The 14,243-nt window shown below is 72.1% G+C and carries 15 protein-coding genes; 8 read left to right on the top strand and 7 right to left on the bottom strand.

Annotation, left to right across the window (positions count from 1 at the left end):
- The first annotated feature begins 95 nt into the window (after positions 1–95).
- Positions 96–1,256, top strand: coding sequence for a DUF1015 family protein (locus ACLJQF_RS23635; protein WP_410611657.1), 1,161 nt, complete (start codon positions 96–98; stop codon positions 1,254–1,256).
- Here ACLJQF_RS23635 and ACLJQF_RS23630 read toward each other — a convergent pair.
- The gene (locus ACLJQF_RS23630; protein WP_410611656.1) at positions 1,253–2,176 is read right to left on the bottom strand and encodes a squalene cyclase; all 924 of its coding nucleotides are present in this window, start codon (positions 2,174–2,176) and stop codon (positions 1,253–1,255) included. The two genes, ACLJQF_RS23635 and ACLJQF_RS23630, sit on opposite strands and share 4 nt — an antisense overlap.
- Entirely contained in the window at positions 2,176–2,682 is a 507-nt protein-coding gene (locus ACLJQF_RS23625) for a DinB family protein (RefSeq protein ID WP_410611654.1), read from the bottom strand. Before ACLJQF_RS23625 ends, ACLJQF_RS23630 begins: the two co-directional genes overlap by 1 nt.
- Before the next feature lie 72 nt (positions 2,683–2,754).
- Here ACLJQF_RS23625 and ACLJQF_RS23620 point away from each other — a divergent pair, with 72 nt between their 5' ends.
- Both ACLJQF_RS23620 and ligD read left to right on the top strand, forming a co-directional pair.
- Positions 2,755–3,834: an ATP-dependent DNA ligase gene (locus ACLJQF_RS23620; RefSeq protein WP_410611652.1), complete on the top strand. Its 1,080-nt coding sequence runs from the start codon at positions 2,755–2,757 to the stop codon at positions 3,832–3,834.
- Positions 3,831–4,835, top strand: coding sequence for a non-homologous end-joining DNA ligase (gene ligD / locus ACLJQF_RS23615; protein WP_410611651.1), 1,005 nt, complete (start codon positions 3,831–3,833; stop codon positions 4,833–4,835). Before ACLJQF_RS23620 ends, ligD begins: the two co-directional genes overlap by 4 nt.
- Before the next feature lie 34 nt (positions 4,836–4,869).
- On the opposite strand, the gene ACLJQF_RS23610 is transcribed toward ligD, so the two are convergent.
- Positions 4,870–6,003 (bottom strand): MFS transporter, encoded by a 1,134-nt coding sequence (locus ACLJQF_RS23610; RefSeq protein WP_410611650.1) that lies wholly within the window; start codon positions 6,001–6,003, stop codon positions 4,870–4,872.
- 92 nt (positions 6,004–6,095) lie between these two features.
- Between ACLJQF_RS23610 and ACLJQF_RS23605 the strand changes: the two genes are divergently transcribed.
- Positions 6,096–6,656, top strand: coding sequence for a TetR/AcrR family transcriptional regulator (locus ACLJQF_RS23605; protein ID WP_410611649.1), 561 nt, complete (start codon positions 6,096–6,098; stop codon positions 6,654–6,656).
- On the opposite strand, the gene ACLJQF_RS23600 is transcribed toward ACLJQF_RS23605, so the two are convergent.
- On the bottom strand, positions 6,653–6,907 hold the full coding sequence (locus tag ACLJQF_RS23600) for a hypothetical protein (protein WP_410611648.1): 255 nt from the start codon (positions 6,905–6,907) through the stop codon (positions 6,653–6,655). The genes ACLJQF_RS23605 and ACLJQF_RS23600 overlap by 4 nt on opposite strands.
- 68 nt (positions 6,908–6,975) lie before the next feature.
- Positions 6,976–8,001: a CobW family GTP-binding protein gene (locus ACLJQF_RS23595; RefSeq protein ID WP_410611647.1), complete on the bottom strand. Its 1,026-nt coding sequence runs from the start codon at positions 7,999–8,001 to the stop codon at positions 6,976–6,978.
- 449 nt (positions 8,002–8,450) lie between these two features.
- On the opposite strand from ACLJQF_RS23595, the gene ACLJQF_RS23590 reads away from it, so the two are divergent.
- The 3 genes from ACLJQF_RS23590 (at position 8,451) to ACLJQF_RS23580 (ending at position 11,532) form a co-directional block, all read left to right on the top strand.
- Positions 8,451–9,584, top strand: coding sequence for a nitric oxide synthase oxygenase (locus ACLJQF_RS23590; protein WP_410611850.1), 1,134 nt, complete (start codon positions 8,451–8,453; stop codon positions 9,582–9,584).
- Between the two features lie 91 nt (positions 9,585–9,675).
- Positions 9,676–10,182, top strand: coding sequence for a flavodoxin domain-containing protein (locus ACLJQF_RS23585; RefSeq protein ID WP_410611646.1), 507 nt, complete (start codon positions 9,676–9,678; stop codon positions 10,180–10,182).
- 78 nt (positions 10,183–10,260) lie between these two features.
- Positions 10,261–11,532, top strand: a complete 1,272-nt coding sequence (locus tag ACLJQF_RS23580; RefSeq protein WP_410611644.1) for an MFS transporter — start codon at positions 10,261–10,263, stop codon at positions 11,530–11,532.
- 1 nt (position 11,533) lies between these two features.
- On the opposite strand, the gene ACLJQF_RS23575 is transcribed toward ACLJQF_RS23580, so the two are convergent.
- Complete coding sequence (locus ACLJQF_RS23575) at positions 11,534–12,193, bottom strand: response regulator (RefSeq protein ID WP_410611642.1); 660 nt, start codon at positions 12,191–12,193, stop codon at positions 11,534–11,536.
- Between the two features lie 9 nt (positions 12,194–12,202).
- Positions 12,203–13,402, bottom strand: coding sequence for a sensor histidine kinase (locus ACLJQF_RS23570; RefSeq protein WP_410611641.1), 1,200 nt, complete (start codon positions 13,400–13,402; stop codon positions 12,203–12,205).
- Positions 13,403–13,571: 169 nt separating this feature from the next.
- On the opposite strand from ACLJQF_RS23570, the gene ACLJQF_RS23565 reads away from it, so the two are divergent.
- A complete protein-coding gene (locus ACLJQF_RS23565) occupies positions 13,572–14,180 on the top strand; it encodes an MmpS family transport accessory protein (protein WP_410611640.1) in 609 nt (202 codons plus the stop codon).
- Positions 14,181–14,243 lie beyond the last annotated feature (63 nt).

The raw sequence follows: 14,243 nt of genomic DNA, 5'->3' as shown, positions 1-14,243 counted from the left end.
TGACCGGGGTCAACTACTTTGCAGTCCTAAGCATTCCATCCCGGCGGCACCGGCCCCAGCGAATTTCCCGGTGCCCGTGGCGCAAGATGGTCAGGATGAGCGACTGGATCCGGCCGATCGGGCGTGGCTGGGTGGTCCGCGACGCGGTCCCCGGCCCCGACGTCGACGAGTTCGCCGAGCCCGAGCGGGTGATCGCCGCGCTGGCCGCGTCCGGTGCCGCGGACAGCCTGCTGGCCGTGCAGCACCCCGCGCGCACGCCGGCCGCCCTGGCGCGGGGCCTGGACCTGACGGCCGCCGTCCCGGTCGCGCGCGCCGTGCTCGAACGGCTCCGCAAGCGGTTCTACCGGCCGGTGCGGAACATCGTCGCGCCCTACCGGGTGGAAGGGCCCGACGGCATCGCGCTCGGGCTGCTCTGCCTCGTCGACCCGGCGGCGGTGGCCGACGACGGCGCCGCGCGTGTCCGCCACACCGAAGACGTCTACCCCGATGTCGTCGCCGAGCGGGCCGCGGTGCTCGCCGGCCTGGGCTGCGCGACGAGCGCGGCGCTGCTCGTCCCGGCCGCCGGCGGCCCGGAGCTGACCGAGCAGGTCGAGCAGGCCTGCGCGGGCCTCGGCCTGCCCGATCTGTCCACTTCGGACGCGGCCGGGCGGCGGCACGACCTGTGGGTGGTGCCCGAAGGACCACTGCAGCGCCGGTTGCTGGCCGCGGTGGCCGGCACGGACCTGCTGGTCGCCGACGGCAACCACCGCGTGGCCGCCGCGGCGGCGGCCGGCCACGGCGCACTGCTCGCCCTGGTCACCGCGGGACCGGCCCTGGAGATCGGCGCGATCCACCGCGTCCTCACCGGCACCGGCTTCGGCCCGGAGGACCTGGTGACGCGCTGGTGCGCGGCCGGGCTGGACGTCCGCTACGACGAGCACGCGGTGCCGGTGACCGGCGAGGCCGTGGTGCGCGCCGGCGCGGTCGTGCTGCGGGTGCCGCTCCCGGCCCGGGAGGGACCCTGGCCGGTGATCGACCACGAGCTCGTGGAGCAGGTCCTGTTCGCCCACGCACTCGGCGTCGATCCGGACGGGCCGTGCGTCCGCCCGCTCCCGGCGGGGCGCCCGCTGCCGCCGGACGCGGACGCGGTGGTGCTGCTGGCGCCGGTGAGCTACGCGGACGTCCTCGCCGTGCACGCGTCCGGCCGCCGGATGCCGCGGAAGGCCACGTACTTCACGCCGAAGCCGCGCAGCGGGCTCGTACTGGCGGAGCTTTAGCGGGCGTCCCACCAGTTCAGGACCCGGGTGGCGTGGAGCGTCAGCCACTTCGACGGCTGCCCGGCCGGGACGTCCACGTCGAACCACACCCGGCCGGCATCCGTCCGTACCTGCAGCCACGTCCCGTCGGGCTGCCGGGCGTCGCGGATCAGCGCGATCGCCTCGGCCAGCCGCTCGTCCGGGCGGCCGGCGTCACGGAAGTAGGACGCCGCGTTGAGCACGTCGTAGCGCCAGCGGAACGGGTAGCCGAACTCGCGCACCCACGAGCCGATCGGCTCGCCCGTCGACAGGCGGCGCAACAGCCCGCGCTCCAGCAGGTACTCCTCGCCCGAGAGCCGTGCCGCCCGGGACGCCGGGGTGCCGCCCGTCGCGGTTTCCCAGGCCAGCAGGCCCTTCAGCGCGTTGAGCGTCGAGTGGACCGACGAACGCGTCGAGCCCTCGACCCACGCGCAGTTCCAGCCGCCGTCGGGGAGCCGGTGCCCGGCGAACCACTCGGCGATGCCGGTGACGTCCGCGCCGAGCCACACCCCGTTGGCCAGGGTCCAGGCGTTGATGCAGCAGTCGACTTCGCCGTCCCAGTACGGCAGGTCGTCGTACTCCCAGCGGCAGTTCCGGGCGAGCCGCTCGGCCGTGCCGCGCAGGACGGCGCCGTCGAGGCCCCATTCGCGCAGGGCGTTCAACGACCACGTCGTCGCCGTCCACGGCTGGTCCTCGTCCCCGCGGAAGCCCGCCGGGAAGAACGCGCCGCCCGCCCATCGGCCGTCGGGGTCCTGAAGGCCGAGGAGCCGCGCACCGAACCCTTCGGTGGCGATCCGCGCGCGCGTCGCTTCCCAAACCGAGGACGGTTCGCCCGCCAGGTCGCGCTCCACCTGCCAGCGGAGGGCCGGATCGGCGTCGCGCAGCCAGGCGAGCACGTCCATCAGGCTCCCGTGACGCCGTCGATGGCCTCGCGCAGGAAGTCCGCGTGGCCGTTGTGCCGGGCGTACTCGTGGATCATGTGCAGCATCACCAGCCGCAGCGAGACGTCCTCGCCCCAGCGCGGCTGGTGCCCGGTGACGTCCAGGGACTCCGCCGCCTCTTCGATCTTGCGCGACTGCTCGACCTCGGCCTGCCACGCTTCGAAAGCTTCGGCGCGCGTCGACGAACTCGCGTCGTAGGCGGCCTGGAAGTCCCCTTCGGACGACCACCGCAGCGGGACGTCCTCGGCGTTGATCACCCGCCGGAACCAGGTGCGCTCGACCTCGGCCATGTGCCGGACCAGGCCGAGCAGCGACAGGGTGGACGGCGGGCTCGAGGCGCGGCGGAGGTCCTCGTCGGACAGTCCGTCGCACTTCATCGCGAGGGTGGCGCGGTGGAAGTCGAGGAAGGTGCGCAGCATTTCGCGCTCGCCGCCGGTGAGGGGCGGTGCGGGGCGTTCGGTGGTCACGAAGGAGTGTGTATCACGCCCAGATCTGTCTTTCGCCGAGAATTGTCGTACCCGTGTTTTAAGCTCTCGGTCGTGGACTTGCCCGTCATGCCGCCGGTGCGGCCGATGCTCGCGAAAGCGGTGCACGAGGTACCTCGTGCACCGGGGCTGCTGTACGAACCCAAGTGGGACGGCTTCCGCTGCGTCGTCTTCCGCGACGGCGACGAGATCGAGCTCGGCTCCCGCAACGACCGCCCACTGACCCGCTACTTCCCGGAGCTGGTGGAGCTGCTGGCCGCCGCGTTGCCGCCCCGGTGCGTCGTCGACGGCGAGATCGTGCTGGTCACGCCACAGGGGCTCGACTTCGAGGTGCTGCAACTGCGGCTGCATCCGGCGGCTTCGCGCGTGCGCAAGCTCGCCGAGGAGACACCGGCCAGCTTCATCGCCTTCGACCTGCTCGCCCTGGGCGACACCGATCTCACCGAGCAGCCCTTCCGCGAGCGGCGCAAGCTGCTCGAAAGCGTGCTCTCCACGACCGCCGAGGGGCTGCAGCGCGTCCACCTGACCCCGCTGAGCGAGGACCCGGCACAGGCCGAGGACTGGTTCACCCGGTTCGAGGGCGCGGGCTTCGACGGCGTCATGGCCAAGCCCGGTGACCTGCCGTACGAGCAGGACAAGCGCGTCATGCTGAAGGTCAAGCACGAGCGCACGGCCGACTGCGTGGTCACCGGGTTCCGCTGGCACAAGGACGGCGTGGGCGTCGGTTCGCTGCTGCTCGGCCTGTTCGACGACGAGGGCGTCCTGCACCACGTCGGGGTGGCCAGCAGTTTCACCAAGGCCCGGCGGGTCGAGCTGGTCGAAGAACTGGCGCCGCTGCGCGAGAACGCGCTCGAGAACCACCCGTGGCGGTCCTGGGCCGAGTACGAGCCCGAGCCGGGGCGGCAACCGGGCGTCAACAGCCGGTGGGCGCCGCAGAAGGACCTCTCGTGGGAGCCGCTGCGCCCGGAGTGGGTGGCGGAGGTCCGCTACGAGCACCTGCAGGGCGGCCGGTTCCGGCACGGCGGTCGGCTGGTCCGCTTCCGCCCCGACCGCACGCCGGAGTCCTGCACGTACGCCCAGCTCGACGAGGCGCCGCCGGCCGAGCTCGCGAAGCTGTTCGGGGAGGCACGATGAGCGGGGCGGTCCTGCTCGACGTCGACGGCGTCGAGGTCAAGATCAGCAGTCCGGACAAGGTCTACTTCCCGGACCGCGGCGAGACGAAGCTCGACCTCGTCGAGTACTACCGGGCGGTGTCCGGGCCGCTGCTGGCCCGGCTCGGCGGCCGCCCGCTGCTGCTGGAGCGCTACCCGGACGGCGCCGGCGGCAAGAACTGGTACCAGAAGCGCGTCCCGAAAGGCGCGCCGCCGTGGCTGACCACCACCGTCGTCTCGACGCCGAACGGCACGACGAGCGACGCGCTGGTGGCCAAGGACCTCGCCCACATCCTCTGGGCGGTGAACCTCGGCTGCCTCGGCTTCCACGTCTGGCCCTACCTCGCCGACACGCCCGAGGTCACCGACGAACTCCGCGTCGACCTCGACCCGTCGCCCGGCATCGGCTTCGACGAACTGCGCGAAGCCGCGGTGCTGACCAGGGAGTTCCTGGCCGAGCACGGCATCGAGGGCCGCCTGAAGACGTCGGGCTCGCGCGGGCTGCACCTGTACGTGCAGCTCGAGCCGCGCTGGGACGGCTTCCAGGTGCGGGCGGCCGCGGTCGCGCTGGCGCGGGCGCTCGAACGCCGTCACCCCGACAAGATCACCGCGCAGTGGTGGAAGGAAGAACGCGGCAGCCGCGTGTTCGTCGACTTCAACCAGAACGCCCCGCACAAAACGGTGTTCGGCGCGTGGTGCGTGCGCCCGCGCACCGGCGGCCAGGTGTCCACGCCGATCGGCTGGGACGAGCTGGACACCGTCGAGCCCGGCACGCTGACGCTGAGCACGGTGCCCGCGCGGGTCGCGGAGCGAGGCGATCCGTGGGCCGGCGCGGGGGAGCGGCCGCAGTCGATCGAGCCGCTGCTCGAGATGTCCGGACGCGACATGGCGGCCGGGTTGATGGACGCGCCGTGGCCGCCGGTGTACCCGAAGATGCCCAACGAACCGCCGCGGGTGGCACCGAGCCGCGCGAAGAAGGCGTAACGGCGAGCTGACGCCGCCTGCGCCCCCAGCGGCGTCACCGCGGTGGCGGCGCAAGACGGACGTGGAGCTGGCTCCACGCCGCGAGCGCCACCAGCGCGGCCAGGCCGAACACCGCCCCGGAGCCGATGCCCGCGGCCACCGCGCCGGCCAGGGGTGAGGCCACGGTCTGGCCCGCGCCGAGCCCGGCGAACGACCAGGTGATGCCCCGCGCGGGCCGTTCGGGGAATAGGCGCGCCGCCCACAGGATGCACAGCCCGGTCAGCGCCATGTAGGTGCTGCCGAACAGGGCGCTGGAAAGCAGGGCGACGGGTACCCCCGGCTCGGGTAGCGCGAGGAGGGCGATGCCCGCGGCCGCGAGTGTCCACGTCGCAAGGTTGACCGTCCGCAGGCCCGCGCGCCCGGCCGCCCGTCCCGCGAGGCCGCCGAGCAACCCGGCCACGCCGATCGCGGCCCAGCACCAGGTCGCGGCCACCGGGCTCAGCCCGGTTTCGGCGAGCCGGGAGGTGGCGAACGTCCAGTACGGCGCGCTGGTCACGCCGATGAGGACGGAGTTGACCACGAGCGGGACCATCCCGCGGACGGGACCGGCGGCCGCCGGGACGCCGGGTGACCGCGGCAACGTCCGCCACGCACCGAGCGTCACCGCCACGCCGAGGGCGGCGAACGCCGCCCAGATCACCGGCCAGCCGAAGGCCAGCAGGGGAGTGAACGCCGACGCGGCCAGCCCCAGGCCGGTCCCGGTGTTGGCCCAGGTCTGCGCCCGGTCGCGAGTGCGCGCTCCGACCGTCTCGCCGATGAGCTGGGCGACGCCCGGCGACACGAGTCCCGCGCCGGCGCCCGCGACGGCGATCCCGGCGCCGAACACCACGACGTGCGGAGCCGACGCCATGAGGCCGAGTCCGAGCGCCGCCGACGCCGCGGCCAGCAGCACGGTGCCGCGCGCCGACCGCGCCGACGTTCTCGGCGCGAGCAGCAGCCCGAGGCCGTATCCCGCGGTGGAGAGGCCGCCGAGTACGCCGACGCCGACCGTTGTCAGTCCGAACGTCTCACTGAACCGGGGCACGAACGGCCCATACGCGTAGCGCGCGAACCCGTAGCAGAGGGCGATCACGACCGCGCCGACCGCGGCCGTGGACCACCAGCGGTCCGTCTTCGTCTGTGTCGCCATCACCGCCACTGAACAGACAGGTCTGTCTTGTGTCAAGCGATGGTAGGGTCACCGCAGTTAGGTGGTGATACCAACCTGTTCGGAGGACTGCTGTGGGCCGGACCCGTCCCGGGGATGCGGGCGCGAAGGTGCTCAAAGCCGCGTCGACGTTGTTCTACCGCGACGGCATCCACGCCGTCGGCGTCGACACGGTGGCGGCCGAGGCGGGGGTGACGAAGGCGGCCCTCTACGGCAACTTCGGTTCGAAGAGCGGGCTCGTCGTCGCGTACCTGCGGGAACGCGACCGGCGGTGGCAGGAGGAGATCGACCGGATCACCGTCGCGCACCCCGATCCACGAGAGCGGGTGCCGGCGGTCTTCGACGCCTATGAAGCCTGGGTTTCGCGCGACGGCTACCGCGGCTGCGCCTTCCTGAACGCGACCTCGGAGTTCCCCGACCCCGCCGATCCGGTCCGCGAGGTGGTCCGCCACCACAAGACCGCGTTGCACGGCTATCTGCGGGCGCAGCTGAGGACCGGCGAACCCGGGCGTGCCGACGCCTTGGCCGACGAGCTGATGCTCCTGCTGGAGGGCGCCGCGGTCACCTCGGTCGTCGCGCAGAGCTCGCAGCCGTTCGAGACGGCGAAGCGGTTGGCGCGAACGTTGACCGCCTAGACCTCCAGGTCGAGGGTGAGCTGGCCGCGGTCCGCGCCGACGCCGGACAGCGTCGCGACGCACGCCGGGCACGGCGTGAGCTCCGCTGTGGTCAGGTCCACCGGCTTCCAGCTGCGGGACTCCCGCGCCCCGCAGGCCGAACGCCGGTAGCGGAGGTCGCCGGAGCGGGTCATCAGGTGGGCCAGGGGGATGTCTTCGGGCAGCGCGCCGACCAGGTACCAGCGTGGTGCGCTCACCGCGGTGGTCGTCATGGCGGTCAGTGTCCGTCGCGGTGGCCGGGACCGGACCGCATTTGCCGATCTTCGGCGTGGCGGGGCGGTCAGGCCTGGTCGGGCAGGTAGCGCAGGACGTGCAACAGGCCGCGTTCGTCCACGGTGTCCGGGTCTTCGGCGAGGCAGCGGCCCAGGTCGGCGAGCACGGCGTCGGTGTCGATGCCGGCGCCGATCAGTACCAGCTCGGTCCGCCGCGGCTCGCCCGGCGGCCAGGCGGATCGGTCCAGCTGCACGAACCCGCCGACGGTGTGCAGGTGGAAGCGCGACTTCGGGCCGGTGGGGCCGAAGTCGGCCTGCCCCTTCATCCGGTAGAGCCCGGCCGGCCGCCGCTCGAGGAACTCGACGAAGGCGCGCGGCGCGAGCGGGGTCCCGGCGGTGAAGGTGACCGTCTGGTACTCGGCGTGCAGGTGCCGCGAGTGGTCGTGGTCGTCCTCGCGCAGGTCGTCGAACGACAGCTGGCCGGCCCGTTCGCCGCGGGGTTCCGGGTCGAAGAACAGCCGCGGGTCGACCCGGCCGTGCTCGGTGACCAGCAGCGGCCGGCCCGGCGCCAGCTCTTCGACGGTCGCGGCGAGCTTCGCGAGCGCCTCGGCGGGCACCCGGTCGGCCTTGTTCAGCACCACGAGGTCGGCCAGCCGCAGGTGGTCGGCCAGTTCGGGGTGGCGTTCGCGGGCGGCTTCGAACTCCGCGGCGTCGACGACCTCGGCCAGCCCGCCGTAGCGGATGTCCGGGTTCTCGCTGGCGATCATCAGCCGGATGAGGTCGCGGGGTTCGGCGATGCCGCTGGCTTCGACGACGATGACGTCGATGCCCGCCTCCGCGCTCGAGAGCTTCGTGAGCATCGCGTCCAGCCCGCTCGCGTCGACGGCGCAGCAGAGGCAGCCGTTGCCGAGGGAGACCATCGTGTCGACCTGGCCCGCGACGGCGAGCGCGTCGACGTTCACCTGGCCGAAGTCGTTGACCACGACGCCGACCCGGGCACCCTCGCGGTTGGCGAGCAGGTGGTTGAGCAGCGTCGTCTTGCCCGCGCCGAGGAACCCGGCGACGAGGACCACGGGGATGCGCCTGGCGTTCACTGAACTCCTCCTCTGCTGATCACCGCGACTCTAACGCGGGCGCGCGTACCCGGGTGGCCGCCCTCGGTGAAGGCCGTTCGGCGAATGCCCACGAAAAGACGAAGGTGGCCACGCGGGAAAGGATCACGCGGATTTCGCCGCCCGGAGTGATCGATTGACGAAAAATGCGCTGAGCCATGTCCGAATAACGCTTGGTAGCAGTTATTTTTTCGGCCCCCGCCCGGCTTTCGCCGGAATTCCGGGTTCGCCGGGACGTTGTTCCCGAGTGGCGGAGCCTGCCTCGTGGAACGTGGGGTATCCTCCCCGGCCTGACCGGATTTCCCAGGGCAGGGGGACTTCCGGCCGGCAGTGTCGTCGGCGACCTTCGGAGGAACGGTGAACCTTTTCGTCGGGCTGCAGATCGCGATTTCGGAGAGTGGGGAACCGAGGTGACCGTTACACCCGAGCGGGTGACGCCCTCGCTGTCGCTCTGTCCCCAGCGCGTCTCGGAGGAGCAGAGCGTCAATTCCGCGGAGGCGGAGGAATTCCTGGACCGGATGTTCGCCGAAGGCGCCGCGGAAGAAGGTGAGCGGTTCGAGACGCGGCTGACGGCGGTGCGCGCGGAAATCCAGGAAACCGGCACCTATCGGCACACGCCGGCCGAACTGGCGTACGGCGCGCGCGTCGCGTGGCGCAACTCGGCGCGCTGCATCGGCCGGCTGTACTGGCGCAGCCTGCGGATCCGGGACCGCCGCGGGGTCACCGACCCCGCCGCGATCGCCGGCGAATGCGTCGCCCACCTCCGCCAGGCGACCCGGGGCGGCCGGATCCGGCCGACGGTCACCGTGTTCGCGCCGGACACCCCGGGCACGCCGGGCCCGCGCATCCACAACGAACAGCTCATCCGCTACGCCGGCTACCGCTTCGAGGACGGCTCGGTCCTCGGCGACCCGCGGTACGCCGAGTTCACCGAGCAGGTGCGAAGACTCGGCTGGCGCCCGCCGGAACGAAGAGGTTCCTTCGACGTCCTGCCACTGCTGATCGAGGCCGCGCCCGGCGAGCCGCGGCTGTTCACGCTGCCGCCGGACGCCGTCCTGGAGGTCCCGCTGACCCACCCCGACCACCGCTGGTTCGCCGGGCTGGGACTGCGCTGGCACGCCGTGCCCGCGATCAGCAACATGCCGCTGGAGATCGGCGGCGTCACCTACCCGGCGGCGCCGTTCAACGGCTGGTACCTCGGCACCGAGGTCGGCGCGCGCAACCTGGCCGACGAGCGGCGTTACGACCTGCTGCCGGTCGTCGCCGAGCTGATGGGCCTGGACACCGCGTCCGAACGCACGCTGTGGCGCGATCGCGCGCTGGTGGAGGTGACGCTGGCGGTGCAGCACTCCTTCGACGCGGCCGGCATCACGATGGCCGACCACCACACCGAGTCCCACCGGTTCCTGTCCCACCTGGAACGCGAGGAGCGCGCCGGGCGCCGGTGCCCGGCGGAGTGGAGCTGGATCGTGCCGCCGTTGTCCGGTGCGCAGACCGCGGTCTTCCACCGCTATTACGACGAAGCGGACCCTTCGGAGCGACCCGCGTTCCTGCCGCCGTCATGAGGAATGCGGAGAGTAGCGTGGAAGCGCCCGTTCGGCGGATCGTGTGCAACCCACGGGGCAGTCCCGTCCGTGAGGCCCGACAATGGAGCCCATGACCGCAGTCCTCGTCGCCTACGCCGGGCGTCACGGCGGAACCCGGCAGATCGCCGAGGTCATCGCCGCCGAGCTCGGCGAAGCCGGCCTGACCGTCGAGGTGCGCGACGCCGCCGACGTGGCCGGCGTCGAGCACTACGCCGCGGTCGTCATCGGCAGTGCCCTGTACTACCACCGGTGGCGGCCGGAAGCCGTCCGGCTGCTGGAACGCAACGCCCGCGCGCTCGCCGAGCGTCCGGTGTGGCTGTTCCACAGCGGACCGTGCGGCCCCGGCGCGGCCACGCACCAGGTCAGCCTGCCGGCGAACGTGGCCCTGCTCGCCGCGCGCATCGACGCGGAGCGCACGGCCACCTTCGGCGGCCGGCTGGACCCGGCGACCGTGCGCGGCCTGATCCCGAAGCTGCTGGCGTCGGGCCGGCGCGCCGGCGATTTCCGGGACTGGGACCGGATCAGGGCGTGGGCCCGGGACGTCGGCCGCCGGGTCCGCACCCGCGTCGCGCACTGACCTCTTGCCCGTCGGGGGTGGTGGGTGCTAGACCGATCCTGAGGTATTCCGGTGGGAAACCGACGGAACGGGGCGAACGTGACGGACCGGAAAGCGCTTACTTCCGATCAGCGCAACGCGTTCCTCGCGGCGCTGCTCGGCTGGAGCATGGACTCGTTCGACTACTTCCTCGTCGTCTTCGTGCTGGCCGACATCGCGAAGGACTCCTCGTTCGGAGCGACGGCCACGCAACTGGCGTTCATCACGACGGCGACGCTGGTGATGCGCCCGGTCGGCGCGCTCCTGTTCGGCCTGTGGGCCGACCGGGTCGGCCGCCGCATCCCGCTGATGGCCGATGTCGTGCTGTACTCGGTGGCCGGCCTGCTGTGCGCGTTCGCCCCGAACTACACGGTGCTGCTGGTGCTGCGGTTCGTCTACGGCATCGGCATGGGCGGCGAGTGGGGCCTGGGCGCGGCGCTGGCGATGGAGAAGATCCCCGCGGAACGCCGCGGGTTCTTCTCCGGCCTGCTGCAGGTCGGCTATTCGATCGGCTACCTGCTGGCGGCGCTGGCGTACCTGCTGTTCCATTCGGCGCTCGACCTGCAGTGGCGGTGGATCTTCGTCCTGAGCATCTTCCCGGCGCTGATCAGCCTGCTGATCCGCGCGCGCGTACGCGAGTCGGAGGTGTGGGAGACGGCTCGCGAGAAGCTGAAGGTGACGCGGACGTCGGTGAAGGACATCCTGCTGAACCCGAAGGTGATCCGCCGCTTCGGGTATCTCATCCTGCTGATGACGGCGTTCAACTGGATGAGCCACGGGACCCAGGACGTCTACCCGAGCTTCCTGAAGGCCCACGACAACGGCGGCGCGGGCCTGAGCGCGGCGACGAGCACGTGGATAGCGGTGCTGTACAACATCGGCGCCATCATCGGCGGCCTGACATTCGGGACGCTGTCCGAGCGGCTGGGCCGCCGCCGGACCATCGTGGCGGCGGCGGTGCTGGGGTTGCCGGTGGTCCCGATCTTCGCGGTCGACCACGGGGCGGGGATGCTGGCCCTGGGGTCCTTCCTGATGCAGATCATGGTGCAGGGGGCGTGGGGCGTGATCCCGGCGCACCTGACGGAGATGTCCCCGGACGCGATCCGCGGCTTCTACCCGGGCGTGACGTACCAGCTGGGGAACCTGCTGGCGGCGTTGAACCTGCCGATCCAGCAGGCGATCGCGGAGTCCCACGGGTACCCGTCGGCTCTGGTGTGGACGGTGGTGCCGGGGTTGATCGCGGTGGCGGTGCTGACGGCGATCGGGAAGGAGGCGAAGGGGATCAGGTTCGGCGAGTCCGCGGTGGCGACGGCCCCGGCCGGTTCGAAGTAGCTCAGGGCGTCACGAGCGCCGCTTCATAGGCGAAGATCGTCAACTGCACCCGGTTTGACACATCGAGCTTCGCGAACGTCCGCGTGATGTGCGTCTTCACCGTCGCTTCGCTGAGGAACAGCTCCGCCGCGATCGCCGCGTTCGGTTTCCCCTGCGCCACCGCCGTCACGATCTCGCGTTCCCGGTCGCTGAGCAGTTCCAGTTTCGCCTGGGCCCGGCCCCGCCGCGGGTTCGCCCGCGACGCCACGAACTGGCCGATCAGTTGCTTCGTCGTCCGCGGCGACAACATCGCGTCGCCGTTCGCGACCACCCGGACGCCCTCGATGATCTCCTGCGGCGAGCCTTCCTTCAGCAGGAAGCCGCTCGCTCCCGCCGCCAGTGCCTCGAACACGTACTCGTCCAGATCGAACGTCGTCAGGATCAGGACCTTCGGCGGGCGGGGCTGGGCCAGCACCGCCGCCGTGGCCACCAGCCCGTTCATGCGGCGCATGCGGATGTCCATGATCACCACGTCCGGCGCGTGCAGGGCGACCTGCTGGACCGCTTCGTCGCCGTCGCCCGCTTCGGCCACCACCCGCAGATCCGGCGTGCTGCCCAGGATCATGGACAGTCCGGTGCGGACCAGCGGGTCGTCGTCGACGAGCAGTACGCGCACGCTCACCCGCCCATGCTAGGGCGCCGCTGTCACCCACGGCAGCCAGGCCCGCAACGCGAACGTCCGCTCGTCGACCGGGCCCGCGGTGAGGGCGCCGCCGAGCAGGGAAATGCGCTCGTTGACGCCGGTGAGGCCGGTGCCCGACCCCGGCGACGGCACCGGGTGCGGCGGCAGCGGGTTGAACACCTCGACGGACAGCCCCGCGCCCGGGCCGCCCCGCACCAGCACCTCCGCCGTCGCCCCCGGTGCGTGCCGCAGGACGTTGGTCAGGGCCTCCTGGAGGATCCGGTACGCCGCCGTGCCCAGCGGGGCCGGGGCCGCCGACGACTGGTCGAGCAGGATCGTCAGGTTGATCGGCAAGCCCGCCTGCCGGGCGCCGGTGATCAGGTCGGGGATGTCGGCCAGGGTCGGCTGGGGCGGCTCCGCGGGCCCGCCGGGCGCCCGGTCGGCGAAGCCCGCGCCACGCAGGACGCCGATCACCTGACGCAGGTCGTCGAGCGACTGCCGGGCGGTGGTCCGGACCGTTTTGGCCGCCTCCACCGCGTCCGGCGTCGTGGCGGTGGTGACCTCCAGCGCGCCCGCCTGCAGGGACAGCAGGGACAGCCGGTGCCCGAGGACGTCGTGCATCTCGCGGGCGATCCGCGCCTGCTCTTCCCGGCGTGCGACCTGGTCGCGCAGGGTCGCCTCCTCGGCGGCCAGGCGGCGTTTCTCGGTGATCGTGTGCCGGACGATCCCCAGGGTGAGCGGAACCGCCGTGTAGACCGCCGCGGTGACGGCGACGCCGATCAGCTTGGCGGTGGTCGTCTCGGTCGAGATCCAGGCCTCCGCCAGCGACGAGTCCTGGTACCGGCTCGCGTCGCGCCACACCGCGAGCCCCGTCGCGGCGAACACGAGCGCCGCCGCGCTCCAGCGCCACCAGCCGGTGAAGCGGGTCGCGAGCGCGGCCAGGGCGATCAACGCGGCCAGCGAGTCGGACACCAGCAGCAACGGTGGCACCACGGCGATGCCCGTCACCACCAGGGGCCACTGCCATCGCCACACCAGCAGGATCGACGCGCCGACCCCGAGGAACCAGCCGAGCACCGCCGGGGCGGTCACGTGCAGTTCGTCGGTGCCCGGCAGGCTGATCTCCAGCGATACATTCACGATGCCCGTCACCAGGCTCGCGGCGACTGCCAGCACGGTGCACACCACGCCCAGCACGGACCGTCCCATGGGGATCAGCCTACGAGGTGGCCACCGCGGCCCCATCAGCCGTTCCGCTCGTTCACCGCCCGGCCGGTGACGACTTTCGTCGTACCGGGTCGAGGCCTGCGGACGACGCGGGCCGGGCCGCGCCGCTGGTTTCCTTCTCGCCGTCAAGCAGAGGCGAAAGGGAATCCCGATGACCGACTACACCCCGCTCCAGCAGCACGCGGCCCCGCAGGCCGCGCCGCCCCGCAACGGCCTCGGCACGGCGGGGTTCGTCCTCGGCCTGCTCGGGCTGGTGTTTTCGCCGATCCCGATCGTCGGCGTGGTCGCCTGGCCGCTGGTGGTGCTCGGCCTGATCCTGTCGGCGGTCGGCGTCGCCAGAGTGCGGTCCGGGAAGGCGACCAACAAGGGGCTCGCGATCGCCGGCGTCATCGTGTCGCTGCTGGGCCTCGTCGTGTGCATCCTGTGGACGGTGGTGATCGGCAAGGCGATCAACGACGTCAACCAGGAGGCCACCGCGCACCACACCATCGTCTACCAGGTGAGTGGCGACGCGAAGGCCGTCGACATCGACTACAGCACCTTCGACCGGAACACGATCCTGATCAACACCGAGGCCGGCGCCGCGGTGCCGTGGACCAAGACCGTCGAAGCCACCGGGTTTCTCGCCGGGGCGCAGTTCACCGCGACCGCCGGCCCCGACGGCGGTTCGGTCAGCTGCAAGGTGATCGTCGACGGCAAGGAGGCCAAGACCGCGACCGCGGCCGGCGCCGGAGCCGTCGCCACCTGCACCGGCTTCTGAACCGCCGGTGCCACCCGGCTGAGGGGGCCGGGTGGCACCGGGAAGAGGGTGGGACCCGGCCAG

The sequence above is a fragment of the Amycolatopsis sp. lyj-109 genome (genome assembly GCF_046548995.1).
In the GTDB taxonomy this organism is placed as follows: Bacteria; Actinomycetota; Actinomycetes; order Mycobacteriales; family Pseudonocardiaceae; genus Amycolatopsis.
The sequence above is the reverse complement of the archived record's forward strand: the minus strand, read 5'-3'. Positions and strand labels throughout refer to the sequence as shown.

Coding starts and splice junctions, on each gene's coding strand:
- ACLJQF_RS23635 (WP_410611657.1), top strand. CDS start 96: ATGAGCGACTGGATCCGGCCGATCGGGCGTGGCTGGGTGGTCCGCGAC.
- ACLJQF_RS23630 (WP_410611656.1), bottom strand. CDS start 2,176: ATGGACGTGCTCGCCTGGCTGCGCGACGCCGATCCGGCCCTCCGCTGG.
- ligD (WP_410611651.1), top strand. CDS start 3,831: ATGAGCGGGGCGGTCCTGCTCGACGTCGACGGCGTCGAGGTCAAGATC.
- ACLJQF_RS23610 (WP_410611650.1), bottom strand. CDS start 6,003: ATGGCGACACAGACGAAGACGGACCGCTGGTGGTCCACGGCCGCGGTC.
- ACLJQF_RS23600 (WP_410611648.1), bottom strand. CDS start 6,907: ATGACGACCACCGCGGTGAGCGCACCACGCTGGTACCTGGTCGGCGCG.
- ACLJQF_RS23585 (WP_410611646.1), top strand. CDS start 9,676: ATGACCGCAGTCCTCGTCGCCTACGCCGGGCGTCACGGCGGAACCCGG.
- ACLJQF_RS23570 (WP_410611641.1), bottom strand. CDS start 13,402: ATGGGACGGTCCGTGCTGGGCGTGGTGTGCACCGTGCTGGCAGTCGCC.
- ACLJQF_RS23565 (WP_410611640.1), top strand. CDS start 13,572: ATGACCGACTACACCCCGCTCCAGCAGCACGCGGCCCCGCAGGCCGCG.